Raw genomic sequence first — 26,002 nt, forward strand, 5'->3', positions numbered from 1 at the left:
CCTCCGAGTAAATCCCGGATGAAGATACTCGTGGTCAACAACTACGGACAGTTCAATCATCTCATACACAGAAGCATAAGAGATAAGGTTGAGACCAGGATTGTATCAAACGAGACGCCTGTTGAGGATATCGTTGCAGATGGCCTGATCCTCGGCGGAGGTCCGTCGATGGAGAGAGCGGGTAGGTGCTCAGAGTACCTGCGAACGCTCGATATTCCTGTTCTCGGCATATGTCTCGGGCTTCAGATAATGGCTGCGACTTTCGGGGGCAAAGTCGAGACCGGCAGGGTCGGCGGGTATGCGAACGTCGAGATCGAGGTCCTTGAGGAGGATGGTATTCTGAAAGGATTGCCACGCAGGTTCATGGCATGGGCCTCGCATGCGGATCAGGTGACCATCTGCCCAGAAGAATTCAGAGTTATCGCGCGCTCGTCGATCTGCGAGATCGAGGCGATCTGCCACGAGAGCAGGCCGCTTTACGGCGTCCAGTGGCATCCGGAGGTCGCACACACAGAGCACGGGGAGAAGGTCTTCGATAACTTCCTGGAGATATGCAGGAGATGAGTGATCTGGAGAGGGCCGAGAGGATATCACTCGAGGAGCTGGCTGAGAGGATAAAAACGATGGGGTTCAGGTGCCAGCGCTGCGGTGACTGCTGCACCGGCCCGGATGCTGAGGTCCTGGTCTTCCCCTCAGAGGTGAGAAGGGTAATCGCTCACACAGACCAGCCATGGCTGGAGGTGGTCGAGCCCCCGAAGACCGGCGTCTGGGACAGCGATGGAAACTTCCACACGCTCGAGTGGATGCTGAGGCGCTCAGGGAACAGATGCGCGTACTACGATGCTGCATCAGGATCGTGCAGGATATACCCAGCACGCCCTGATATCTGCAGGACGTATCCGTTCTATCTCGACGGCGATGAGCTGCGTGTGTCAGAGTGCAGGGGCCTGGGGATGGAGATGGATGATGAAGAGGCGCTGCACATCGCCCATGAGCTGAAGAGGCGTCTCATTTCAGAGATAATGGAGGAGAGGGAGGTCAGATCGAGGTTCTCAGGATTTGCAGCTGCGGACCGACCGGAAAGACCGACAGGCGTGTGCATAGTCCACGATGGAGAGGGGGCTCACAGGGTTCCGCTCCGTAGAGGCTGGACAGAGTGAGGAAAGAGACCAGAGGCGTTGGATCGAATGATGCAGCTCATGCCAATTTCACGGACGTTCTCCGTCCAGAACCTGTGGTACACAACCCATCACAGCAGGAACCGAAGGATTTATTTACCGATAGTGGATCAAGTTGGATAGTGGGCTCGTGGTCTAGCTGGTTATGACGTCGCCTTGACATGGCGGAGGTCATGCGTTCGAATCGCATCGAGCCCATCGCCCAAGTAGCTCAGTTGGGAGAGCGTCAGACTGAAGATCTGAATGTCCCCGGTTCGAGTCCGGGCTTGGGCATCGTGTTCATGGTTTTTGGTTTGATCTTTGTTCTCGCCGAGAGTGGCATTTGATGGCACCGCACTTTCTGGTTCACATCCGACTGCCGATCCCAAATGTAGGGAAATATCCCACAACCACCATCATCGGATAACTATTTATGATGTGGGGTGAACATTACAGGGCTGTTGCCGTATGCTTTATGCGCGCAGCTCAAAGCATATCAGACCGATGGTATCATGAGAGGGTGTGGTAGATCGCGATGAGGCTCATGCTATGTGCAATCATGCTGCTTCTCGTCCTTCCGTCTGAGGGGCGCGTGATAAGGGTTGATGATGACGGAGACGCTGATTTCGCAAGCATCCAGGCGGCCCTTGCCATGGCAGAGGATGGCGATGTGATAGAGGTGCTGAGCGGTGTTTACGCGGAGAGCGTGAACATAACAAAGTCCATCAGTGTACGCGGAATCGACTCCGGAGAGGGCCTTCCTCTCCTGAACGGAGGCGGCCGGGATGGTTTTGTTGTCTCCTCGAATGGCGTTAATGTGAGCGGATTCATCATAACGAACGCGAGCGGGTGGGGAGCCGCTGGCATAAGAGTTCTCTCAGAGGACGCCCTCATATCCGGATGCAATGTTAGCGATTCGTTCACCGGAGTTCTCCTCCTCGGCGGTAATGGGTCTGCTGTTGATAACAACATAACAGGATGCCACTTCGCCGGAATCGTGGCCGCATCCTCTTATAATGCTTTGAGAATGAACAGGGTGCATGAGAACAACAATGCCGGCATACTTATTCTGAGTTCGAGCGGGAATCTCGTGGACGGCAATGATGCTAGCTACAACCTCGGAAGCGGGATAAAGGCCTACAGATCAAGCGATTGCGTCATAAGAAACAACACTGCATATACGAACGACTACGGCATAGTGCTATCCGAGTCTCATGGATGCGCTGTTGATGGCAACATCCTCGAGGACAACGATTACGGCATATATCCATACCTCTCCTCCAGGAACACCATATCCAGAAACACCGCAAGGACGAACGACTACGCTGTGTACCTCTACAGCTCGTGGAACAACAGCATAACCGAGAACGACCTCAGGATGAACGATGCCTACGGGATTCTGATATACTATTCTGATAATAATACGATCTCATCGAATGATTTGAGATCGAACGAGATCGGCGGGCTGAGCTTGAGGGGCTCAAGGAACAATACCATAAGCGGGAATGATATGGGCGGCAGCCCGCATTCGCTCCACATGGAGGACTCTGAGCACAATATCGCAGAAGGAAACAGGATAAGCGGTGGCGAGACAGGAGTCATCCTTGAGAGGTCCATGAACAACACCCTCGCCGGAAACACGATCTCTGATATGCTCATAGGGATGTCGATCTCATCGGGCCGTGGGAATCTCGTTGCCGGGAATAACCTCACAGGATGCAGACTTGGAGTAGAGGCGAACGCCTCCCCAAGCACAGGCATATCAGCGAATACCATCGAGAGAGGCGATCTGTGCGTTCATCTCATCCGCTCCCCGGACTCCATGCTCAAGGGCAACACCCTCAGGCAGAGCAGCTCCGGTGTGATCGTCGAGGCGTCTGATGGTTTTGCGGCGATCGGGAACTCGTTCGATGGGGTGCCCAGAGCAATTCACATAACCGCATCCTCCGGATTCAGGATGTCCAACAGCAGCATAACCGGAGCCGATACCGCAATTCTCGTGAACGCCTCGAAGACTGGCGTTGTGGATGGCAACCGCATAGACAACGCAGCTGAGGGCATAAGGCTCCAGGCGGCATATGAAACAGAGATCTCCGGAAACCACGTCACAGGCGCGAGGAGCGGGATTCGCCTGGAAAATTCGAATGGAAACAAGATCGAGAGGAACAACATCTCTAGATGCAACAGCGGAATTGTGCTCTCACGCTCCTGGAAGAACGTTCTGAGGATGAACATCATATCGCACAACAGCAACGGGCTGGCGCTAGATGAGGGCATGTACCCCATGGAGTCGAGCGAGAACCAGATCTACCTCAACAGCTTCGTTCAGAACAGAAACGATGTTGTTTCGTACATCTCGAGCAATTCCTGGAGCTCCCCCACAAGCATCCGGTACAGCTACCGAGGCAGGAGCTTCGAGAGCAGGATGGGCAACTACTGGCACGGCTGGGATGGGGAGGACAGGAACAGCGATGGGATACTGGACAGGGGCAAGAGCGTTGGCCTGGAGGACGATCCGTATCCGCTAGCTGAGCCTCCGGAGAGGTACACATTGATGGGGTATTGAATGTACTCATCACATCTTCGACGCATCTGTTGAGGCTTGAGAAGAATCCCCACTCACGGGAAAGAGGCGGCCAGATGCTCCTCTAGCCGCTTCATGGCCGCGATCTCCCTAGGTCCTCCACACCTCTGCACTATTCTCCTGAGCTTTCTTATCTCCTCGAGGTAGGAATCCACACGTAGCGCGTTGTACCTTGTAGCTGCAATTGCAGCCTCGATCACGCATGATACACCGCGGTTGATGGCGCGAAAATCCTTTCTGATGACCTCTCCCCTGACGAACTCGAGCTCTGGCATGATTATGTCTGTCCTGTAGGGGCTGCACCGGAAGAGCGCCCATGACTCGGCGTCCCTTAAAGTCAGCACTCCATCTCTTCTTAGAAAGCACCCCTCTCCTAGATCAGACATAGCGGCCTCCACGAATATCATCGGGTCATGGGTTACGTTTGCCACAAGCTGGCCGGTGGCGAGGACGTTCTCATATGTGTGCGTCCCGAGAAACAGACGGACCGTTATGCTTTCTCCTCTTATTATCCCTATGGGTGCTGCATTCGGCACGCCGTCACGCTCGGTTGTGACTATGACCTCGTTTATGCCTGGAAGTATGCCAAGCTCATCAAGAATAGCATCTGTATCCATTGTATCTCCTCAGAACCTCAGGCCCCTCATCAGCGCGATAAATAAAGATGATGCTATCAGGTCAGCTGTGGAGCCAGGGTTGATGTCCCTCGAGATCAGCACCCTGTCCATCTCCATGGCGCTCGAGATGACATCATGAGATCTAAGAGCGGCGCCTGCCATCCTGGAGACCTCCAGAGCGACATCGATCCCGAATTTGGAAGCCACAAGGCTGTCCGGCTCTTCTGAGAGCGCGGTCATGTAAGTGAGAACAACACCTCTGTTCAGCCCGTGCCTAGGAATCATCTCGCAGAGAGCATCCGCGAGCTCGAAGCTCCTCGAGAATCCGGTGGCCCACTCCCTAGCTATCAGATCGTGCCCTTGGGAGATGCGCATGAGATCTATAAGCCGCATGCCTCTCGCTGCGATCTCATCAACAGCTTTCGGATCCTTCAGGCTCATCTCATTAACATCAGCCGCCCTGGCACCTGCGAGCTCGAACGCTCTGTAAAAGCAGATCGAATCCTCCACAGTGGTCGATTCCACAACTCTGAGTATCTCCGATCTTAGCGGTCCGGGCCTGGATGCTGCAGATGCGAGCGGTATGAGCAGGACAATCTCACCGAAGTGCGTGTTCCCCTTCAGCCCCCACTCGCGCCATGCGGAGACCGTATCTAAAATAAGCTTGCCTATATCCGAGGCGCCAGATGCAGCCTTCCTGAATGAAGGGTATGATAACACCGCGCTCGCGACGAAGTGGCTGAAGCTCACGTCCTCGTAATCATGGCACCTGTCGACATTTCCGGGCTTCGGGCTCGAGGAGAGCTCCAGCAGCATGGCCATCTGGGCCAGCTGGGCGATCCTGTCCGGATCCATGATGTTCATCTCAATCTTCATCTCATTACACGGTAGCTGAGGGCTGCACACGTGCATTCAACGCAGCAGCCCCTCAGCGACCCCTCTCTTCAGGATCATGTACTCCTTCGGCGTCAGCCCTGCTCTTCTGAGGGCCGCGTCCCTCATGTAGCAGGGTTTTGTTATCTTGCAGCACCATATCAGGCTGCCGAAGCACGTCCCATCTCCCTTTTCGAGAGGAGTTCCTCTCGCAAGATCGAGCTTCCGCCGCACGAACTCCTCTGGCGTTATTCCAAGCCTCTTCAGGGCGCCATGAACAGGGCATGGCTTGACCGGAGGGCAGCAGAACGCAAGGCCTCGCAGGTCGCCGCCGGCGCATATGTGCTTCGGGGCATTGTACCATCCTGTGATATCCTCAAACTTCCTGAGGGCGGAGGATAGCCATCTCGCAAACTCCTCGTCTGTGGTTTTGCTGAGCGAGATCACATCCGCGCCCATTGAGAGCAGGCGCTTCGCATCTTCGAAGGATCTAACATCAGAGAGGGCCATTATTCCTGGACCTCTGGCATCTGAGATGCTCCTCAGAATCGATGTTGCATATCCATCACAGCCTCTCAGATCGAGGTGGATCAGATCCAGCCCTGCGGATCTCAGACTCTTGATCGCACCAGGGTTAGATTTGGGGAGCACAGCCGACGGAGAGATGCGAAGAGAGGTTGCGGCGCCGGCGGATTTGATCAGCCTCAGCAGGCCGCATGTTCTTATGAGATCCATGGCATCCCTATCAGAGAGATCGATCTCGATGATGGCATGCATCCTGGCTGCGATCCTTGAGGCCTCCATGAGCCCCTCAGGGGATGCTGATCTGAATGACAGCACAGCCGGCACACCTGCATCTCTGACGAGCGCCTCGATGTCATCTCTCTCCTCTACGCCCTCAAGGACTGCAAGACCCACATCCGGCGGGCAAGCGTTTCCATGGCATACCATGGCCACAGGGCTCTTCAGAGATGCATACCCTATTTTCAGCATCGATATCCTCGAATATGACCAGGGATATCAGCCTTTCGATGAATCATCTATTAACCCGAAGAATCAGATGCGCATTTTGCGGGCTCAATAGATCGCTCTTGGGATCGAGGCACTGAATGAGAAATCTGGTTGCGCACTCGAACAGCTGAACGATTCTGCGTATTCGTGAGCCATGAACAGGATATCCATGAGTCCGGCTGGACTGAGTGCTGCGGATTTACCATGAGAGCACGACATGGAAGGGTTGACCTTCCTTGTCGGGGTGTTTGGACGAAACCAACCCGCATCTCAAACGCTCTCATCCTTTTGGCACGCCTCTAATGTCGCATGCAGCGTTTCAATGATCCGAATACATGACCAGAAACCGGAGATATTTGTATAATGGATCACAGATCCTGTGATATCACATGCTTTCGACCTCAACGATACCGGTAGACGATCCTTCATGCTTATCTGCCAGACCGCTGGATCCATGGAGAGACCGGAGCGCAAAAACGACCTCGCGAACATCTCGGGTTCAGCGGTTCGCATGATGCCACACGGGCTCTTCGGACGATCGATGTCTGGCGATCCTCTCGGCATTATGACCAGACACAGAATCAACCTCAGATGGGGATCCTGAATGTACACAGAACATGGCAATCTTTTGTATCTTGAGCATCATTTGTCAGATAACATTATAAAAATTATCTGTCAATGTTTACAGAGTTCGGAAAGGGTTAAATGCTGATCATTGCCAGTTCTATTTGCATGGGGATGTAATTTCATAGTGTTTGTGTGATATGATTATCTAAAAACGGTAAATCTGCCTGTAACAGGGCAGATGATGCAACTCAGGAGGTGGGGTGACATCATGTGTGTCTACAGGGCCAGATCTGAAAATAAAACATTATTTAAAAAATTAATTTTTGATAGTTCTTGTCTGTATCTTTATGCGTGTTTTAAGACCATTCATATAATTACTATCATCATAGTCGCATGTCTCTGTGTTGCATTACATTTATCTTCAGGATCATCAGCCGGAAATACTTCATCTGTTTATACAGTTGACAGTATAGCTCAGGATTTATACGAACCTCTCGGAGGCAGCGCTGAGCTGACGGTCATTGTGGAGCCGGATTCTAGAAGAACCATAGGCGATGTGGTCGTCTTCTCTGTGAGGCTTGAGCTGTGTGAGGATGTTAATGAACTTTCAATCAAAGATCTCCTCCCCTCGGGTCTCAATTACATCAAATGTGTGGGTGACATCCCCTCGCCGGCGCGCCCTGACAGCAGGACTCTGATATGGAATCTTGGGGATAAGGAACGGGGTGAGGTCGTCTTTGAGGTTCATGCGGTTGTCAGGAACACCATCACAAACCAGAATGGCACGGTGCTTCTGAACAGAGTTGAGGCCACGTGGAAGGACTCGATGGGGACGATATGCTCAACAAACACTACCGCATCGATCACCATCACAGAGCCCGACATGAAGATCACCCTGAGCTCGAACAGAACGAACGTTCATGCGGGATACATCATCGAGCAGGTCGTGACCCTGAGGAACACGGGATCAAGTGATGCGTATGATGTCAACCTGACAGTGATGATTGCGGAGGGGCTTGAGTTGCAGAGCACGAATCCTGAGGTGGCCGTTAACGGGAGAAGCATATCATGCACCTATGACATAATTCCCGCTGGGGCTGCTGAAACCCTGCGACTTGTTCTCAGGGTGAGAAACACGGTGGTATCAGGGGAGAGTTTGAGCACCGGAGCCTCTGTGACCTGGACGAGCCAGCCTGGGGAGGATCCCAATGAGCGGTGGGGTGGCGGGACGAGTCTCAATAACTATGATGAAACTGCATCTGCGAAGATCACGGTATCAGGAGACGTTAGCATATCCAAGACGCCGGATACGAACAGGAGCTGTGCCATTGGAGACTCTGTGACGTACAAGATCCACCTGAACCTCCCGGGAGCCATCCTCAGGGATGTGGTCATCACGGATATGCTCCCCTCTGGCACAACCTACGATCCGTCTAGCCTGAGGACCGGTGGATTCACTCCGAATGACATCCAGATACATGATAACAACACGCTTGTCCTCTACTTCGGCGATCTGAACAACACGGAAGATAACGATATGGACATCTGGTACAGCGTGATCGTCGCGAACCGGAGGGAGAACAGAAACGGTGTTTTCCTCATCCCAGGAGCAGCCAGGATAACATGGAAGAGCTACGATGGCTCATCGAGACAGAGAACCGACAGCAGGGCAGGGAGCATAGAGGTCGTGGAGCCGCTGCTTGCCGTGGAGAAGCACGCTCCATCATATGCGATCGTGGGAGATGCAGTGACGTTCACGCTGTCGATATCTCACGATACAACGAGCAGATCTGATGCGTATGATGCTCTCCTCGTTGATACCATACCCGAGGGTGCGAGACTCGCCGGTATCAACACGAGCCGGCCGGTGGGCTTCGAGCAGGTAGGCAGAGATCTGGTGTGGTCCCTTCAGAGATTGGGGATAGGTGAATCCCTCACAGTAACATACACGATTCTTGTGGGCACCACAGGCAGCATTGGAGGTGCTGCAAGGCTCTACTGGTCGAGCAGGGAGGGGGACGACCCGAACGAGAGATCAGGGCGCTGGAACGATCTCGACTCCTACAACAGAACCGCAGAGGCTTATGTTGCTGTGGAGAACATGAGCATAAGATGCGAGCCTGAGGGGCCTGTGAGGAGGAGCTTTGGGGAGGAACTCGTGATTCGCTTTTACGGTGAGCTTCCCTCCCTCAGGGATGCGTGGATGAACCTGAGTCTTCGGGGCTTGAAGCACAATGCATCCAGCCTGATGATGAGCTTCGATCCGCTGGAGGAGGTCATCCGCGAGGATCAGATGTGCTGGTACCTCGGGGATATCCGGGCCATGACTGTGGAGCTCTTATTGAGATCAACCGTCGATGATCATGAGCCCGGGGCGGTCCTGGAGCTGAGCTGGCTCTCGAATAACGTTAGAAGATCCATATCAGTGGCGACAGGGCCGGTGGAGATCGCCGAGCCAGAGCTGGCCGTGACGAAGACGCCGGCTCTGAAGAGCCTGGCGAGAGGCGGTACAGTGAGGTGCTCTGTGAGGATCGACCACTCGCCGGAGAGCAGATGCGACGCCTGGAATGTGGTTCTGAGGGAGAGCATTCCTCCTGGAGTGGGGATCCTGCCGGATAGCGTGAGAACGTTTCCAGATAGGGGGAATGTTGAGATCGGTGTGGACTCACTTCTGTGGAGGATCGGAAGGCTGGAGCCCGGAGAGAGCGCATCGCTGGAGTACGACGCTGTGGCGCTCTCCGACGGTCACTTTATTTCAGAGTCGAGACTCGCATGGTCGAGCGCTGAAAGCGGAGGGCGTAATTACAGCGCATCTGCATCATCCGAGCTCATCGTCGGATCATCATACCTGAGCGTGGATGCGCCGGAGACTGCATGCGGTTTTGTGAACTACACGGTCCACTACAGAAACATCGGTGAGAGGGATATCAGGGGTGCTGTTCTCAAGGCACGATATGATCCGCATCTCCAGTTCGTATCATCAAGCCCGCTGCCGTGCACCCCTGACGGAAGCATCTGGTCAGGGTGTGCGCTTCCGGATGTGCTTCATCCCGGAGATGAGGGCGTCATAAGAATCGTCACCAAAGCTGGAAGGGCTGCGAACGGGACATCTGTGGAGACCTCATTTACAATGTCGTTCGAGGGGCATGATGAGAATGCATCCGCCAGAACGGTTCTGATCTCCCCGCAGCTCTCCATCAATGCAACAGGATCTCCCCAGCGCGTTAGAAGTGGTGAAACTCTGATCTACACAGTCAGGTACAGAAATACAGGAGCCACGAAGGCGACTAACGTAACCCTCAGAGCCCTGCTATCCTCCAACGTGCGCATCATCAGCGCTATCCCCATGCCGGTCGCCTCCACGGGCGGAGAGAGCCTCTGGTCAGAGAGCACTCTGATGCCTGGAGATGAGAGAACGATAAGCATCAGCGCTCTCGTGGAGGGAGAAGATGTGGTTAGGGCAATCTTCACCCTGGAGAGCTCAGAGTCGCTGCCGGTATCTGCAGAGGTATCCACGTATGTTCATGCCCCAAAGAAAGAGATCTCTGTCACAAAACGGTCGTCGTGCACAGAGTGCAGGCGCGGCGAGAAGATAGAGTATGAGATCAGGGTTTGCAACCCGTCTGATGCAGATCTCAGTGACATCACTGTGAAGGATATCCCGGATCCGGGATTCATAATACAGAATGCAGATCCTGCACCTGCTCCAGATGGCATGTGGCATATCGACCGTCTCCGTGCTGGTGAGTGCACTGCGATAAGAATCAGCGGGATCCTTCCCAGGAGCGAGATGCACTTCGATATGGCAGGGAGTGTTGTGGGGATGGGGTTCACCAGGACATACAGGGAGTGCACGTCTGGCTTCGAGGGGGCTGCGCTGCGCAACTGCGTACAGGCCTTCTCCGGGAATCTCTCTGCGGGTGACTGCGTCACAGTGTGGATTGCAGCCGAGAGCGGAGCAGAGCTCCGGATGAGAGAGCACGGCAGCGGATCCCTACGCTCGCAGGAGGGGATGTCCATAAGCACAGAAAACCAATCCATCAGGATCTCGAGATCCCAGGCATCGGAGAGCGGTATGTACGAAGGCGATGTCTACAGAAGGGCTGTTGCGCTTGTCTCTCCATGGAGCGATTACTTCGAGATCTCGAACAGAGCCACACACGGGGGCATGAGGTCGTTCTCCAGGGCTGACAGGGAGATCAGCAGCATCGCTGCCATTGCAGATTCCAACGGCACTGTGGTCTCTCTTGAGAGGGATCTCACCGGATCCGGCAGCATTCTCGCGGAGAAGCTCTCGAACATCACAGGGGCGCTGAGTGCGCATGATCATCACTCTGGCATATCGAACATATCAGTGCGGTTTGAGGAGCACGGGGAGTACGGGAGCTACGTTCATTCCTACCTAGGGAACGGCACGCTTGTATCCGCCCTGAGTTATGGATCGCTGTCGCTTCACACCTCTGGCTCCGGAATATACATCTCGGAGGGATCGATTAGCTGCGGATCCATCAAAGAGAGATTGAGCGCTGAGGGCAGCTCTGGATGGCGCTCTGGTGCCTGGATCAGGGGTTTGCAGAGCATAAGTGAGGAGTACTCCGGATCGAGGATCGAGAAGGACACTGTGCTCACATCCAGAGGGCTTGAGACAAGCGTGAACTTCTCCGGAATGGCATTCACCGACACACACCTCATGGAATCTCATCTGAGCGATATCTACATCGGAAACTACACGATGCGGAGAAGCATCAGCCTGCCTGCCTCGCACAGATACGGAACGCCGCACATCAGCATCTCCGCGGACGCATACATGGAGAGATCTGACGTCATGCGTCTCACCTTGAAAATACAGAACGACGGGATCAGGGATCTCTCTCCTGTGCACATCACAGCCGCGGTTCCGAATGGATCGAGGGTTCTGGGCGTGTATCCGGTGCCTGAGATCAGAAACGATCTGCTGATGTGGAGGCTGGATGTGCTGAGAGCCGGTGACTCTCTCGTTATAACTCTGAGGCTTGATGTGAGGGATGCCCTGCGCAGAGACATTCCTGTCAGGGCTGCAGGTGGATTTGATGGGCGATGGGTTTATGCTATGAACAGAACATCCTTGCAGTGCTGCAGTTAGAAATCCAGAAGCGATCTCTGGGATGGGGTTGACGGCTTGGATCTGGCTCCGGGAGGGGGGAGGGAAATCCTCCCGTACCTTCCGCCGCCACCTGGCGTCACCACGACATCTCCTGATCGGAATGCCTCTATCGCCCTTGCAACCCTCTCATCCGTGTTCAGCTCAGATATCTCCGCGTGCAGGAGCACCTCTATCTCTGTCCTCTCTGATACAAGATCGCTCCATATCCTTCTCACGCCTCTTGTGAACACACTCCTGTGGCCGAGTGCCATCGCGATTATCTCAGCCAGCGGGATTATGTGGATGTACGGAGGCCTGTGATCCGGATGCACCGGATGCGGCAGATCAGCTAAAATCTCAACCCTGTCCCTGACGCCGAGCTTGATCGATCCGCCACATCCGCAGCGCCCCAGATGCTCGTCCATCTCCTGCATCGTGTACTGCTTGTAGCAGCTCGTGCATGCGGTTCTGTTGTACTTTCCCTCCTCAGGGTAGAATCCGACGTTTAGAATTGGCCTGCGTCCCGATCTGCGCTCTATCGCGAGCCGGATCTCTTTAAAGCTGATATCCATGAGATCGAACTGGTTGAACTCCCTTCCGAGCTTGTTGGACCATGGTGAATGGCCGTCTGAATTCGATAAAAAGGTCTTGTCCCTCAGCTCGCTTATTCGATCCGCGTAGTCCGAGTCAGCGCTGAGGCCGAGCTCTATGAAGGAAACATCATCAGCTCGATCTCCGTAACATTCTTTAAGAGATCTGTAATGCGCGAAGATCCCTGTCCAGGGCGTGAACGCGTGGCTCGGCCCTATGATGCAATCCGCGTCGATGCACGCATCAGCGATCTCAGCTCCATTCAGGAGGACTCTTGGCCTGCCGTCGGTGTCCATGTTGCTCGAGCTCTTCCGGAAGATCTCCCTCAGCTCCTCAGCCTTTGAGAGATCGGGGATGAGAATCAGATGGTGAACGCCCTTCAAATCCTCAACCTCGGCTGTCACGACGAATCCGGTCGTGCTGTTATGCCAGAGAATCCCGTCCCTCTCTGGAAGCCTCCTGAGATTCTCAAGCCATTCCGGATGGAGAGCGTCGCCTGTGCCAACGATGTGTATGCCCTTTCTGCGCGCCTCAGCCGCGATGGTGTCCAGATCCATCATCTCAGATGTGGCAGCTGAGTACCTTGAGTGGATGTGGAGATCTGCATTCACATTCATTTATTTTTATGATTTTCATTTTAAGCCTGTATTGGGCATCTCATGTGTCCTTTCAGCATTGCATTGGATTTAATGGATCTCTGCTGCAGTGCTCACAGTGGGTTCGTTGATTCCTCTGTCATGTCTATCTGCGGCAGCCTCTGCATATCTATCTCTATCCTTATCACATCCTGATCTGCCTCGAGGGATCTTACAATCACATGAAATATGTATCGCTGTGTTCGTCTCCCCTCAGGAATCACGATCCTGTGCACCTTTCGCAGCTTGCTCACGCTCGCAGCGTATACCGCCGGGCCGCTCTGCAGAAACAGCAGCCCTGGAAGGTTCAGAGAGTCGTGACCGAACGAAGGATACCGCTCCTTGACCCGCTCCTCGAGCACCGTGCGCGGTATATCCACAGCGCCCATCTCGCTCTCCACCCTTATTCCGTTCTCATCTGCACGTATCGATCTTATGTGGTATCTGAGGGCGCTGATCAGATAGCTGGTCCCCCTACCCTGCTGGTCTGCCGGAACTATCGACTCGAGCATGTCCATGAAAGGCCGTATGAGGGGGCTTGTGCCCGCAAAGAATGCACCTGCAAGGTTGGAGACCTCGGTTTTGGCATCCCTCAGGTCGTTCTTATCTATTATGAGTGTTACCATAAGCATTCTTCCGCTATCCTACAAGATATAACCACCGCATCCCTGAGAAACACCAATGCCATCATGCATTTCCGGAGCCTGAAGGTCGTACTGTTCCAAATTCATCTGCAGCTTCCAGAGATATTTTGATACACTTACCCCTTTGCTTCCAGTGTGAACTTGAACTTACGTCATCTTGTTAATTGCAAAAAACAAAATTAGATTATATACTTATATTTACAGAGTTCAGAATTTTCGATATCTGTAGATCGCATACATATTCAACACACCAACGCTTCCTGTGGAGCTTCATACGAGGAGATATGGAAAATCTGACCCTAGGGAGCAGCTTGCCACCGGCATCTATTTTTGATAGGAGCGATTCTGTGGTAGCAATGACACTGGAGTCTCTGGTATCGGAGCTCAGGAGCTTCGTGGGCATAACCAGGAAGCGAAGCATTGGCGATATGCTCAGGTACTTTCCATCCATCTCTGATAAGGTGATAGCGGATTTCGGCGAGGATGCTGCAGTCATAGACAATGGCGATGAGGTTCTTCTCCTTGCAGCAGACGGGATATGGTCGGTGCTGATGGATGCAGATCCCGAATGGGCCGGATACTGCGCAGTTCTGGTGAACGTTCATGACATAGCTGCCATGGGGGGCACACCGATCGCCATGGTGGATGTTCTTTCCGTCAACTCTCCTGAGGTCGCGGATGCTGTCCTGCGTGGGGTCGAGAAGGGGATCGAGAAGTTTGGTGTACCGATAGTCGGAGGACATCTTCATCCGGACACGCCATACAGCGCACTCGACGTGGCCATCCTCGGAAAGGCGAGGAAGGACGGGGTGATACTGAGCAGCACCGCGGAGCCTGGCGACTCTGTTGTGGTAGGGGTCGATCTCGACGGGAGAGTTCACCCGAGCTTCAGGATCAACTTCGACTCAACCAGCCAAAAGGGCAGGGAGACTCTTACGCGCCAGATCTCTTCCATGCGTGTGCTCGGGGAGAGAAGACTCGTCACGGCCGGCAAGGACATCAGCAATCCTGGGATGCTCGGGACCCTCGGAATGCTGCTCGAGACCAGCGGGGTCGGCGCGGAGGTTGAGATCGACTCGATACCGGTGCCTGAATCGCTGAACCTCGCGGACTGGCTGAAGATGTACCCTGGCATGGGTTTTGTCGTGACGACTCGAAATCCAGATGAGGTCGTGGATGTATTCAGGAGACACGGGCTGTGTGCTGCGAGGATCGGCAGGGTGATCGAGGAGAGAAGGCTTGAGATTGTTGGTGGTAAAGAAAGAGCGGTTCTCTTCGACTTCGGGAGAGATCGCGTTACAGGCATAAACTGAGGGGCAACATGGATCGCGGATTCATAGATCTCCTGAGGGAAAAAGCGCGCAGCCGCAGGGCCAGGATCGGGATAGGGCTGGTGAACCCCGGCAGGGATGTTCTCGAGAGCCTCATTTCAGCGGGAGGATACGCTGAGATCGTCGCTGTGGGCAATGCTGCCCCTGAGGGCATCGAGCTGATCCGCTCTGACTCACCTGAGGATGATCTGATCCGTCTTCTGATGAGATCGGAGATCGACGGGGCGGTGAGGGGCAACATATCCGCCACAAGGACGATGAGGGCCCTCTCGAGGGTCGGGATAGATGTCATGAGGATGGCCCTGCTGGAGCTCGGTGGGTGGGCCTTCTTCCTAGCTCCGGTCGGCATCGATGAGGGCGATACCCTGCAGGAGAAGCTGGAGCTTGCCATGCGCGGGGCATCTTTTCTTAAAACGATGGGCGTGGAGCCGAGGGTGTCGGTTCTCTCAGGCGGCAGGCTGGAGGATGTCGGCAGGAGCAGCAAAGTGGACACAAGCCTGGCGCACGGCGAGTTCGTGGCAGCGCGGCTCAGGGAGGGAGGAGTCAACGCAGTCCACAGGGGCATACTGATAGAGTCGGCGCGCGGAGATGATCTCGTGCTTGCGCCTGATGGCGTATCGGGCAACCTTCTCTTCAGAACGATGCTGCTGATATGCGGTGCAGCCGCACTGGGCGCGCCGGTGCTCACGGATCAGATCATCTTCGTCGACTCCACACGGGCCAGATCCGAGTTCACAGGGCCGGTGATTCTGGCAGGCGCCCTGGTATCGATGAGAGAAGGGAGATGAAAATCCGCCCTGCATCTGTTACACAGGAGCCCCAGCGCAACTTCCAGAAAATTTGATGACTTAGTGCATTTGGCGTTTTGATATCAGCAGCTTGCGGATCGATTCATGATGGACGTTAGCCTACGGATGGGGTGGTTCAACTCAAAAGCATAAAAATGGCGCTTATCACGCCTTTGATCGCGCCCAGGACTCGATGTTATCGATGAGGTTGAACTCAATGACCTTCTTCGCGTCAAGCAGCATCTTTGCGATCTCCTTGAGCGAGAAGCGCCTCTCCCTTCCGCCCCTGTCCCTGACGCTGATCTCCTCACCCGGAGACTGCGAGTCGATGTGGATGAGCATCTCGCCGAGACGGGAGCATGCATTCTTCAGATAGCGCACGGTGTAATCCATCAGCGGCTCTCTATCTGAAAGGTTCTTGTTGACCTCTTTTATTGACCAGCACATCGTGAGGATATCCGAGTACATCTCAGCACCACTTGGAGAATGTGCAGCATCGTATTTAACAGTGCCGTCAGAAAGGTGGGGCTGGTGCGATTCGAACGCACGATCGACGGGTCTCTCCGATTCTGAGAACACATGATCATCTCAGTGCTCCAACGGATCATCAACGCCATCCCCGTCGGGATGGCTCAGCAGACCCGTTGCTCATCATCCAATCATACCGCTGGAGCCCGTCGCCCTACCTGGCTAGGCCACAGCCCCTTAGCGGGCCGAGAGGGATTTGAACCCCCGACCTAAAGGTTAAGAGCCTTTCGCTCTACCTGACTAAGCTACCGGCCCGCGTCGGTAATATGACAAAGCTATTTATAAGCGTTTCGATGCCTCCAGCGTGAACGACCGCATCCAGGCGGGCTTTAAGGACGCCGATTTCTGGGATCTTCCCATTCGGTCGTGGGTCGTGCGGGGGATAACGGGGTACTCGAATAGCTGAACGATTCTGCTGTATTCGAGAGCCATGAACAAGATATTCGTGAGGATGGACTGAGTGCTGCGGATTTTCAATGATGCAAGTACACAACCTGATTCTCGGTTGTATACTCGTATCGCTGAATTAAGAGGGATTCGACCTCTTGGGGGTTCATGCAGCATTAGTGCCGGTGAGCGCTGGTTCCTGACAGCTTGTTCAGCTATTCAAGTACACAACCTGATTCTCATGTATTATCAGTAAGCCCACCCTTAACCGCACATGAGTCTGGTACACTGCACAGCCGTACCAGTCTCCGCAGGTGGACAGAAAACTATTTGATGCTGGAAACAATAAGGTTCGAGAATATCGTCCTTGTTCTGAGAACTTACGGGGGCTGTATCCGATGCAGGACCTGGCAGCCAGAAAGGTTAGCAAGATAGACCTCGACCCGATGGAGCTTATCGAGAGGTATGAGCCACGCGGTGTACCAGAGAAGGCCAGGATAACGGTCATAGATTACGATGAGATCCAGTTCCAGGAGGAAGAGGTCAAGAGCGTCGAGGAGTGTGCGCCATACAGATACAAGCCCACAGTCACATGGATCAAGGTGAATGGAGTTCGCGACACCGAGACCATGGAGAAGCTCGGCAAGATATTCGATATACATCCGCTCACGATCGAGGATATCATAACAGGCCAGCGCCCCAAGATGGAGGATTTCGGTGACTACATCTTCATAGTGCTCCGCGTCTTTTACTACGACAGGATAGCGAACGAGATAACATCCGAGCAGTTCAGCCTGATATTCAGCTCCAATTTTGTGATAACCTTTGAGGAGAGCGGAGGGGATGTGTTCAAGCTCATCAAGGAGAGGATAAAGAACGAAAAGGGGAAGATAAGAAGGAGAGGCACCGACTACCTCGCGTATGTGCTCCTTGATGCGATTGTTGACAATTACTTTTACATACTGGAGCGCCTTGGCGACAGGATAGAGATGCTCGAGTCAGTGCTTGTGGAGGAGCCCTCTGAGGAGAACCTGAGGGAGATCTACGAGCTCAAGAGCTCGATGATATTCCTCAGAAAATCAGTCTGGCCGCTCAGGGAGGTTATAACCAGGCTCGAGCGGGGCGAGTCTCCATTAATCCATGAGAACACCATAATATACCTTAGAGATGTTTACGACCACACGATACAGGTCATAGATAACATAGAGATAATGCGTGATATGCTATCAGAGATGATCTCCATCCATCTCTCAAGCGCAAGCAATGAGCTCAACAACATAATAAAAATTCTTACATCAATAACAATAATATTCATGCTGCCAACACTGATAGCCAGCATTTACGGTATGAACTTCAGGTACATGCCGGAGCTCGAGTGGCGGTACGGCTACTTCGCCACGCTGATCCTCATGGCATCGGTCGTTGTGACCACGGTCTTATACTTCAAGAGGAAAAACTGGCTTTGATACCCCAAAACCTCATCGGCAGTCGACTGGTGCTGTCCTGCAGAACTTGCGGGTTCCAGGATCCCTGTCATCTCGGGAGCTGCGGGCTGTTCTGATGCTGACCTGTATCTAGAGACCATCACAGTGTGAGTAAGTTGTGCAGGCAGTGCTGCTGAGGTCCCTCAAGGCTATCTGTTTTGCCTACGTGCTGAATATCCCTGGCTGCAAAGCGGTCCTGCCGCGGCCAGCTCAATGGTGCATCTGCGCGGATCTCAGGCACATCTATATATCTCATGATCCCATCTCACTCGTAAAGATGTGCAGAAAACTGTGGGGTATTGCAATGTGGAAGAAGATGCTTATGGTAATTCTCGTGAGTTCGATCGTTCTCGGCTCGGCTGGTGCGGTCTGGATGAACTATGCTCCCAGCGCAGGGGAGGTCGTGGCACAGTTCAGCAAGCCTGTATACACCATCAACCTGACAGGGCAGCCCATCCTGGGATACCATCCCCTCCTGGGGCAGAGCTTCTGGTTCGAGCCCCTCCCAATTGCCGGAAAGCCAGCTGCCACATCAGAGAAGATCGCACCGGTTGTGCTCGGCAGCGTCCCTGCGCCGCATTACATCACAGACTTCGGCCAGAACTGGGAGAGGAACATGAAATTCGCACAGACGAGGTCGTCGTTCAGGATAGCAGCAAACAACACCCTCGGATCCATCGGACCGAGCTGGAACATCTTCGATACAGGATGGATCGTGATTTGAGGTTGTGATAAATCTATTTGCATGACGAGCTCTGGCATCGTGCATGTCAGATGCGAGTTTCTGGTTCGACGAGATCTGAATGCACTCAGTGCGGGTGACCATCGCACTGGGCGCATCCAATACATTTAACTATCTTAAGAGGGAGTTATTATCTGTGCGATCCATCCAGAAGACCGGCGTAAAGGGCTTGGGCGGAAAGACTGAGAGAAACCGTATCACCGGCGCGAGGTTTTTGCTTCTTAGACCTGCTGGGTACCCCCTGAAGAGCACGTTCCAGGAGTCTCCTGTCGTATCGGATCCGGTGCTCTTCGAGAGGTACGCGAAGGAGCAGTGGTACGGCGAGCTTGTCAGGGCCGGGGCGTACCTTTTCGACAGGCGGCTCTATCCAGACTTCGCATTCAAGGTCGTGAAGGTGTACCCCAGAGAGGCGGTGATTGGGGCAGATACAACGATAGTTGTGGAGAAACGGATAGAGCCCACAGCTGTGGTGGAGCCCGCCTCATTCGATGATGTTGTCGGTCAGCTCGATGCGAAGAGAAAGGTCAAGGTTATAAAGAGATACCTTGAGGAGCCTGAGAGGTTCGGCAGCTGGGCCCCGCGCAATATCCTCTTCTACGGCGCATCAGGTACAGGCAAGACGATGATAGCCAGAGCGCTTGCCACCGAGGCAAATGTCCCCATGCTGCCGGTGAAATCGACATCGCTGATCGGGGAGTTTGTGGGCGAGGGGGCAAGGCAGATCCACAACCTCTATGATCGCGCTGAGCAGCTCGCGCCATGTATCATATTCATAGATGAGATCGACGCCATAGCACTGGACAGGCGCTACCAGGATCTCAGGGGCGATGTCTCAGAGATAGTGAACGCCCTGCTCACAGAGATGGATGGCATATCATCCAGACGCGGCGTCTGCACGATAGCTGCGACTAACAAGGTCGAGCTCCTCGATCCCTCAATAAGATCGAGATTCGAGGAGGAGATCGAGTTCAAGCTTCCCTCGTATGAGGAGAGGCTGGAGATACTCAGGAGGAACGCCAGCAGGATGCCGCTGGAGGTCAGGGGAGATCTCGCAGAGATCGCGAAGCTGACGGAGGGCTTCTCTGGAAGAGACCTCGTGGAAAAGATCCTGAAGGTGGCGCTCCATCATGCGATCATCGAGGACTCCAGATTTGTGGAGCGGCGTCATTTGATGGATGCGCTCCAGCGCATCAAGCGCGATGTTAAAGAGCCTCCGGGAGAGATGTTCATCTGAGGAGGCGCCTTCCATGTGGCAGCAGATCCTGAGCAAGTTCAGGCGCTATCCTGCTCAAGAGAAGGTCGTCCGGCTGATCCTGTCAAGGGGGTTCCAGATAAATGAGCGCGGCAGGGTCGCTTCCGGCTCGATAGAGATTCCTCACGCGCAGATAGCCAAAGAGCTCGATGTTGATAGAAGAGTGGTCGACACCACAGCGATGGCCATTCGCGATGATCCCGAGCTCTGGAAGGTATTCAAAAACGTGAGATCTGTGCCTTTCCTGGCGGATGTCGCTCCTGTGCTCGGGCTCGGCGTGATCGAGATCACGCCTGTCGATGCGAGGCAGACCGGCCTTCTGGGGAACGTTGCCATAGCTGTGGCGAAGCATGGATTGAGCATACGCCAGGCGGTATCTGACGATCCCTTCTTTGTGGAGGATCCGAAGCTCACAATCATCACAGAGGGAAAGATCCCCGGCGAGCTCGTCACGCTTCTGAAGGAGATAGAGGGGGTCAAGAAGGTCACGGTAGAGTGATCTCATCTCTTATGGTGTGACAATCTCCCCGTCTACGCATGCACAGGCACGATCCCCAGATGCCGGGGAAACTCTGCAGCGAAGCTCTTCCCGCGCCTGCATGAATTCTGATCTTTTTGTTGTATTGTGACATTACCAGACCGCGGAGCCATAGTCACTGGAGTTACATTTGATGCTTTGGCTGCGTATCATTGGAAATCCCGGGCTCTGCAGGAGGCTGATCCCCAGGCCCGCTGGGTGGAGCAGCTGGTGGCGGAGACCCCGGGCTCTGACCGACGACGAGCAGTGGTGATACCATCTGGAGTTCGCGCATGAACCCATATTCTGTGTATGATATTGAGGATATCACATCATAGTATCCAGGCTGCTCTGCCATCACCGGATACGAGACCGTCTCCGGCTGGCCCGGATAGAGCGTGACCATGTACATTCCCGGGCCCGAAGTCCTCAATCCATATGGAATCAATGGCACCACGCTTGCATGTGTCGCGTTGTCCCCAACATACATCAGGTTGAGTGTGACCATTGCTGTATCGCCCACGCCGATGCTTCCTCTATCAAGCCACTGGCTCGCAGTGAGCTCTGCCACTGCCAGCCCTGTGCACAAGCCCACTCCCAGCAGAAGCAGGAGCACAAATCCTACTCGCTTCATCACCCTGATCTCTGACGATGCTGAATTTAAACGTACCTCTTATACGAGGGTAATATGAGGTCTACAACAGCTCATTGAGCGGTGAGATGCACCGGAATGCGCCTCGTGATCTGCATCCTGGGGATCAGCACCGCTCGACCTGGCGCTCCATGATGGACAGTTGGACCAGACAGCTGGCCTTGTGCTACAGCCAGTACCTCCTGATGGGCTCGAGCCGGTCGCTGAGCTCGTAGACCACTGGCCTTCCCCTGGGAACCACCAGACCTTCTGTCGGGATTCCCTCTAAGTAGTTCATGAAAGCGCGGATGACATTCGCGTGCGTCGTCACTATGACCCTTCTCCCAGAGAGGATCTCAGGAGCTATCTCGCAAGTCCAGAGGATCAGAAGACGCTCCTGGACATCCCTTATCGATTCTCCTGCTGGGGGATTATCCAGATCTCTGTACCTTCTGTCAAACCGCGGATGTCTGGGATCGTCCTCTGGCAGAGCTGGCGGCCGGATATCAAAGCTGTGCCTGTACCGCTTCAGCTCATCGGGAACATCTTCTATGACCTGACCCTCGAGCTCACCGTAGTGCCGCTCATTCAGCATCCAGGATTTCCTGACGGGTATCCAGAGCAGATCCATCTCATCCAGTACCGCGCAGAGCGTCTTTATTGCGCGCCTGAGCATCGAGACGAAGGCGATGTCGAAGGTGTATCCCTCCCTTCGCAGGATCCTGCCCGCATTCCTCGCCTCCATCACTCCCTGCGCCGTGAGATCCGGATCCGACCAGCCGGTGAACCTCCTCTCAGCATTGTAGCTGCTCTGGCCGTGCCTGAGCAGGACCAGTTTGTACATGCGATCAACCACAGGCAAAGATTGTTATATAAAGATGTCAGAGAGGGATACATGAACGGCCGGCTGTTCTATGCTCCTCTGACACTTCTCTTCATGGCTGTTCTGGCGCTGCTCGTATTCCTGGTCGTATCCCTCCTGTTCGTCGGCGCGCTTCAGACAGCCTTTATACGCTTGGGGTTCTCATGGCATGATGCGCTTCTTCTGCTCCTCGCCTCACTGATCGGAAGCAGCATCAACATTCCCTTTAGAGAGATAAGATCAGAGATACCCGTGACGAGGACAGCATATATCAGGGTCTTCGGGGTGAACTACAGGATCCCAATCTATGAGACCGTTTACAACAGCACCACAGTGGCTCTGAATGTGGGTGGCGCGATGATCCCCATCCTTGTATCTGCGTATCTGCTTCTGGTGTTTTCTCACGCGCTGGCCTATGCAGCAGCTGCCACTGCTATTGTGACGCTTGCTGTGCACAGGATCGCCAGACCTGTCCCCGGCCTGGGCATAGTGACGCCTGCCCTTCTCCCGCCGCTCATAGCAGCACTCTCATCACTGGCTGTGATCATGATCGCAGGAGGACCCAGAGAGCTTGAGTTCGTCACAGCATACGTCAGCGGGACGCTGGGAACGCTCATCGGCGCCGATATCCTCAACCTCAACAGGATTCAGCGCCTCGGCGCTCCGGTGGTCTCGATCGGCGGCGCTGGGACATTCGATGGCGTGTTTCTCACAGGCATCATCGCTGTGCTGCTCGTCTAGCTGATATCTCTTCAAAATCCCTCAGGAGAGACGCGAACCTGCGCACGGTCTTTCTGAGGGATCTGAACCCCTCCTCGTCCTTCTGCACGTCCTCGAGAGTATCCCTCGACCAGAATGTGGCGCCGAGGTTCGCCCCGAATGATCCCCCGCCCACGGGAATTACACCGTTCAGGATGTAGAATGTGATGATCTGGTATATCGCCGCCTCCTGGCCGCCTATTCTGTCACCGCCCACTGCTATCGCCATGCCAACCTTTCCCCTGAAGAAGTCGAAGTCAGCTGCAACCAGCGCCCTGCATCTGTCCATGACCGCCTTTGTCTGGGCGCTAACGCCGCCGTTGTACACCGGGGTTGCGAATATCAGTCCCCTCGCATTTTTGAGAAGAGGATACAGCTCGTACATGTCGTCCTTTATCGCGCATGTCTTGTTTTTGAGACAGTAGTCGCAGTGCCTGCAGAACCCGATGTTCTTCCCTCTAACAGAGAACAGCTCTGTCTCGAATCCGCTCTCCCTGAGCATCTCCAGCGCCCTGGAGAGGACATGCTCCGTGGCCCTGTTGCGCGGGCTGCCTGATATTCCGAGAATCATGGATTTTACAGAGTACCGCATTGTACTTCAAACTGTGGGGCGACAGAGAGCATGTGCGATGGCGGATCACGTGCCATGGTACAGATCACCGGACGATCCCCTGTGAACCGGAAGATCGCTGGCGTAAATGCATCGTGAATCCTGTGCGGTCGCACCGTCGATCTCATCGGCACAGGTGCGCAGCGAGATACCTGCTCAACCAAAAAGATCATATCCATCCTCGACTACTATTGATATTCTGTTAACGCTGTTGTATTCCAGTTTACAAGAGGCGATCTGTTTCGATGCCGAGTGGTCGATATACCAGGATCGAGATAACGCCTGAGGCTTACATGGGGCTTGAGGCGGAGGCCATACTCCAGCGAAAGACCCTCAAGAGGCTGGCCTCTGAGTTGATTCTTCAGGGTATCTCTCCGAAGGCTCTGAGATTTGTCCATGATGAGTCGGATACAGCAGGCAATCCCATGACCAAGGGCAGCATCTCGAGAAGAACGCGGCTTTCAGATGATAAAGAGGCTCTGGAGAAGATAAAGCAGCTCTGGAAACTTGATCCAAGACCATCTGTAAAGGAGATCGCGAGCCTGGTGGGGTACTCGCAGACGGCAGTCAAAAATCAGATAAGGAGGATGCAGAACAGCGGAGAGCTCGCGCCATAATCTTCGCCTAGAGAATATACGACATCCCGATGTGTTCACCATTTTATTTGACCAAGGGGCATCCATACCAGGTATGGGGAGATCGATCTCTTTTGTGAGTGCTGGAGCTGGGAATAACTCGCTCATTCATACAGGGCGGCATGGGGCTCTGGATCGGGAGAGAACGTGTAACATGTTGGTGCATGCGCGTTCAGCCGGTGTATGGTAATCGGAGCTATCGCGCCAGGTCGTGTGCTTGAATCACTGAATGGAACTTTAGGAATCAGCACTCACTAGCACATCAGATCACAAATTCTGCGATGTCACCTGCTGCTGGTTTCAATGATCTAATTACACGACCTCGCGCCATAGCTCACACGAGATTTCGGTTGAATTCGATACGATCAGACGATCCCAGCGCAGGTATTGATAATGGGGAACGCTTCAGGAACACTCTCCTTTAGTTCGCTTTAAGCCGACCGAGATCATCCAGAGGCCCGCAAGCACAGCGATGCCAAAGAATCCGATGGCAACCATCTCCCAGCCCTGTGGCACATTCGAGAGAAGCACAACGCCCACAGTCACGGATCCGAGACCTATGCTCACAGAGCCCATGCGGTTGTTTATGACGCTTATCAGTATGCCAGCCCCGATCAGAGCTGCCGCGATATCCAGGAGCAAAGGAGGAAGCATGCACACCATATGGTATGCATACTACTTATAGGTTGCAGTTGCAAGGAATCCTGAGAGACAGTGCGCCAGATGTGGGTTGTTCGATTGAATCACAGAACAGCCATTCAGGAATCTGCTCCACTGGTTTGCCTCCTGTGAGGTCAAACACTGCTTATCTCAACAGCACGATCGTCCGATCCCGGCTCACGTGGTTCTGTAATACTACAATCAAAATCTTTATTACCAAGTAAGATGACGTAGCATTGGCATGCGACTTGACCTCCTTTACCTGATGTCTCAGGTTTTCCCGATATGCTGGATAAAGGCTCGAGCGATGCCATCTGGCGCTTGCATTGGGGCAGGCGCCTCCTCTCCTAATACCCATAGCACAGGCGTCTGGCATGGGATAAATGAGGCGATGAAGAGCACTTCGATTATAGTTATCCGCATAAGCTCTGTATAACCTACTGCTCCGAGAAACCGCTGTATCCATGATTTAGCATAGCTCAGGTCGATGTCACCATCCCGCACATCGTGACGCAGACTCAAAGTCGATATGGTAGTTCGCTATCGCATTGAGAAAAACAAGCAGCGCCTTTACGCGGTCATCCTTCTCATCGCGCAGCCTTACCGGCATCTCCTCTGCATTCTGTATCTCTAACGCCTTTCATATGACCAGTCCATTCAGGATACTAGATGATTCCTATTAACCTCCTGTTAAATGATCTTGGCATGTCTCTGCATGCTTTTATCAAAGAAGTTTTATACCAAAATACTGGGTTTTTTAGGAATCCTCACTAGTATTATATTAAGTTTAGAGTAATTCTACCATATCCACATGTATGTCAAGCAGCATCAATCGCTCACGAACTTGTCTTTCGAAGCGCTGCACTGAGGGCACTTCCAGTCTGCTGGCAGCTCATCGAATGGCGTCCCTGGATGGATACCCCGGCTCGGATCTCCGACCGCTGGATCGTACTCATAGCCGCAGACCGTGCATCTGTATTTCGGAGATGATGCGCCTACGCCCACAAGCGTCAGC

At 53.8% G+C, this 26,002-nt stretch carries 23 protein-coding genes and 4 tRNA genes; 14 read left to right on the plus strand and 13 right to left on the minus strand.

Annotated features, from left to right (window positions below; translation table 11 throughout):
- Nucleotides 1–18: 18 nt before the first annotated feature.
- The 5 genes from QFX31_RS03035 to QFX31_RS03055 all read left to right on the plus strand — a co-directional run bounded on the left by QFX31_RS03035 (nt 19) and on the right by QFX31_RS03055 (nt 3,723).
- Nucleotides 19–564: a GMP synthase subunit A gene (locus QFX31_RS03035; protein WP_348530669.1), complete on the plus strand. Its 546-nt coding sequence runs from the start codon at nt 19–21 to the stop codon at nt 562–564.
- The gene (locus QFX31_RS03040; RefSeq protein WP_348530670.1) at nt 561–1,160 is read left to right on the plus strand and encodes a YkgJ family cysteine cluster protein; all 600 of its coding nucleotides are present in this window, start codon (nt 561–563) and stop codon (nt 1,158–1,160) included. The genes QFX31_RS03035 and QFX31_RS03040 overlap by 4 nt, the downstream gene beginning before the upstream one ends.
- A gap of 142 nt (nt 1,161–1,302) precedes the next feature.
- Nucleotides 1,303–1,376 (plus strand) — tRNA-Val (locus tag QFX31_RS03045).
- A gap of 2 nt (nt 1,377–1,378) precedes the next feature.
- Nucleotides 1,379–1,451: transfer RNA gene (locus QFX31_RS03050), tRNA-Phe, on the plus strand.
- A gap of 241 nt (nt 1,452–1,692) precedes the next feature.
- Nucleotides 1,693–3,723 carry a NosD domain-containing protein gene (locus QFX31_RS03055; protein WP_348530671.1) on the plus strand — a complete coding sequence of 677 codons (2,031 nt, stop codon included), beginning with the start codon at nt 1,693–1,695 and terminating at the stop codon, nt 3,721–3,723.
- A gap of 53 nt (nt 3,724–3,776) precedes the next feature.
- On the opposite strand, the gene QFX31_RS03060 is transcribed toward QFX31_RS03055, so the two are convergent.
- Genes QFX31_RS03060 through QFX31_RS03070 form a run of 3 tightly spaced genes read right to left on the minus strand, consistent with a single transcriptional unit; the run spans nt 3,777 to nt 6,224 of the window.
- Nucleotides 3,777–4,358: a DUF447 domain-containing protein gene (locus tag QFX31_RS03060; RefSeq protein WP_348530672.1), complete on the minus strand. Its 582-nt coding sequence runs from the start codon at nt 4,356–4,358 to the stop codon at nt 3,777–3,779.
- Between the two features lie 9 nt (nt 4,359–4,367).
- Nucleotides 4,368–5,222 (minus strand): triphosphoribosyl-dephospho-CoA synthase, encoded by an 855-nt coding sequence (locus tag QFX31_RS03065; protein WP_348530673.1) that lies wholly within the window; start codon nt 5,220–5,222, stop codon nt 4,368–4,370.
- Nucleotides 5,223–5,270: 48 nt separating this feature from the next.
- The gene (locus QFX31_RS03070) at nt 5,271–6,224 is read right to left on the minus strand and encodes a methanogenesis marker 9 domain-containing protein (protein ID WP_348530674.1); all 954 of its coding nucleotides are present in this window, start codon (nt 6,222–6,224) and stop codon (nt 5,271–5,273) included.
- Between the two features lie 1,108 nt (nt 6,225–7,332).
- On the opposite strand from QFX31_RS03070, the gene QFX31_RS03075 reads away from it, so the two are divergent.
- Nucleotides 7,333–11,931 carry a hypothetical protein gene (locus QFX31_RS03075; RefSeq protein ID WP_348530675.1) on the plus strand — a complete coding sequence of 1,533 codons (4,599 nt, stop codon included), beginning with the start codon at nt 7,333–7,335 and terminating at the stop codon, nt 11,929–11,931.
- Here the strand turns inward: QFX31_RS03075 and QFX31_RS03080 are convergent.
- A complete protein-coding gene (locus tag QFX31_RS03080; protein ID WP_348530676.1) occupies nt 11,928–13,139 on the minus strand; it encodes a TIGR00375 family protein in 1,212 nt (403 codons plus the stop codon). The genes QFX31_RS03075 and QFX31_RS03080 overlap by 4 nt on opposite strands.
- 92 nt (nt 13,140–13,231) lie before the next feature.
- Nucleotides 13,232–13,783 carry a hypothetical protein gene (locus tag QFX31_RS03085; RefSeq protein WP_348530677.1) on the minus strand — a complete coding sequence of 184 codons (552 nt, stop codon included), beginning with the start codon at nt 13,781–13,783 and terminating at the stop codon, nt 13,232–13,234.
- A gap of 374 nt (nt 13,784–14,157) precedes the next feature.
- Between QFX31_RS03085 and QFX31_RS03090 the strand changes: the two genes are divergently transcribed.
- Entirely contained in the window at nt 14,158–15,114 is a 957-nt protein-coding gene (locus tag QFX31_RS03090; RefSeq protein WP_348530678.1) for a methanogenesis marker 2 protein, read from the plus strand.
- A gap of 8 nt (nt 15,115–15,122) precedes the next feature.
- A complete protein-coding gene (gene mtxX / locus QFX31_RS03095; protein ID WP_348530679.1) occupies nt 15,123–15,920 on the plus strand; it encodes a methanogenesis marker protein Mmp4/MtxX in 798 nt (265 codons plus the stop codon).
- A 165-nt stretch (nt 15,921–16,085) separates the two neighbouring features.
- Here mtxX and QFX31_RS03100 read toward each other — a convergent pair whose 3' ends face one another.
- From QFX31_RS03100 to QFX31_RS03110, 3 genes are all read right to left on the minus strand, one after another.
- A complete protein-coding gene (locus QFX31_RS03100) occupies nt 16,086–16,388 on the minus strand; it encodes a hypothetical protein (RefSeq protein ID WP_348530680.1) in 303 nt (100 codons plus the stop codon).
- Nucleotides 16,389–16,443: 55 nt separating this feature from the next.
- Nucleotides 16,444–16,625: transfer RNA gene (locus QFX31_RS03105), tRNA-Trp, on the minus strand.
- A 4-nt stretch (nt 16,626–16,629) separates the two neighbouring features.
- A tRNA-Lys gene (locus QFX31_RS03110) sits at nt 16,630–16,703 on the minus strand.
- 530 nt (nt 16,704–17,233) lie between these two features.
- Here QFX31_RS03110 and corA point away from each other — a divergent pair.
- From corA to QFX31_RS03130, 4 genes are all read left to right on the plus strand, one after another.
- Nucleotides 17,234–18,301 (plus strand): magnesium/cobalt transporter CorA, encoded by a 1,068-nt coding sequence (gene corA, locus QFX31_RS03115; protein WP_348530681.1) that lies wholly within the window; start codon nt 17,234–17,236, stop codon nt 18,299–18,301.
- Between the two features lie 295 nt (nt 18,302–18,596).
- A complete protein-coding gene (locus QFX31_RS03120) occupies nt 18,597–19,043 on the plus strand; it encodes a hypothetical protein (RefSeq protein WP_348530682.1) in 447 nt (148 codons plus the stop codon).
- Nucleotides 19,044–19,197: 154 nt separating this feature from the next.
- A complete protein-coding gene (locus tag QFX31_RS03125) occupies nt 19,198–20,295 on the plus strand; it encodes an AAA family ATPase (protein WP_348530683.1) in 1,098 nt (365 codons plus the stop codon).
- Between the two features lie 13 nt (nt 20,296–20,308).
- Nucleotides 20,309–20,812, plus strand: coding sequence for an amino acid-binding protein (locus tag QFX31_RS03130; protein WP_348530684.1), 504 nt, complete (start codon nt 20,309–20,311; stop codon nt 20,810–20,812).
- Between the two features lie 163 nt (nt 20,813–20,975).
- Here the strand turns inward: QFX31_RS03130 and QFX31_RS03135 are convergent, their stop codons facing one another.
- Both QFX31_RS03135 and QFX31_RS03140 read right to left on the minus strand, forming a co-directional pair.
- Nucleotides 20,976–21,464: a hypothetical protein gene (locus QFX31_RS03135; protein ID WP_348530685.1), complete on the minus strand. Its 489-nt coding sequence runs from the start codon at nt 21,462–21,464 to the stop codon at nt 20,976–20,978.
- 184 nt (nt 21,465–21,648) lie between these two features.
- A complete protein-coding gene (locus tag QFX31_RS03140; RefSeq protein WP_348530686.1) occupies nt 21,649–22,305 on the minus strand; it encodes a 2,3-bisphosphoglycerate-dependent phosphoglycerate mutase in 657 nt (218 codons plus the stop codon).
- A gap of 51 nt (nt 22,306–22,356) precedes the next feature.
- On the opposite strand from QFX31_RS03140, the gene QFX31_RS03145 reads away from it, so the two are divergent.
- Nucleotides 22,357–23,064: a DUF1614 domain-containing protein gene (locus tag QFX31_RS03145; protein ID WP_348530687.1), complete on the plus strand. Its 708-nt coding sequence runs from the start codon at nt 22,357–22,359 to the stop codon at nt 23,062–23,064.
- On the opposite strand, the gene QFX31_RS03150 is transcribed toward QFX31_RS03145, so the two are convergent.
- Nucleotides 23,042–23,653, minus strand: a complete 612-nt coding sequence (locus QFX31_RS03150; RefSeq protein WP_348530688.1) for a flavodoxin family protein — start codon at nt 23,651–23,653, stop codon at nt 23,042–23,044. The genes QFX31_RS03145 and QFX31_RS03150 overlap by 23 nt on opposite strands.
- 284 nt (nt 23,654–23,937) lie before the next feature.
- Here QFX31_RS03150 and QFX31_RS03155 point away from each other — a divergent pair, with 284 nt between their 5' ends.
- Nucleotides 23,938–24,309: a winged helix-turn-helix transcriptional regulator gene (locus QFX31_RS03155; protein ID WP_348530689.1), complete on the plus strand. Its 372-nt coding sequence runs from the start codon at nt 23,938–23,940 to the stop codon at nt 24,307–24,309.
- A gap of 423 nt (nt 24,310–24,732) precedes the next feature.
- Here QFX31_RS03155 and QFX31_RS03160 read toward each other — a convergent pair whose 3' ends face one another.
- Both QFX31_RS03160 and QFX31_RS03165 read right to left on the minus strand, forming a co-directional pair.
- Complete coding sequence (locus QFX31_RS03160) at nt 24,733–24,981, minus strand: hypothetical protein (protein ID WP_348530690.1); 249 nt, start codon at nt 24,979–24,981, stop codon at nt 24,733–24,735.
- An 834-nt stretch (nt 24,982–25,815) separates the two neighbouring features.
- Nucleotides 25,816–25,992: a rubredoxin gene (locus QFX31_RS03165; protein WP_348530747.1), complete on the minus strand. Its 177-nt coding sequence runs from the start codon at nt 25,990–25,992 to the stop codon at nt 25,816–25,818.
- Nucleotides 25,993–26,002 lie beyond the last annotated feature (10 nt).

Source organism: Methanothrix sp. (assembly GCF_030055635.1).
GTDB lineage: Archaea > Halobacteriota > Methanosarcinia > Methanotrichales > Methanotrichaceae > Methanothrix_B.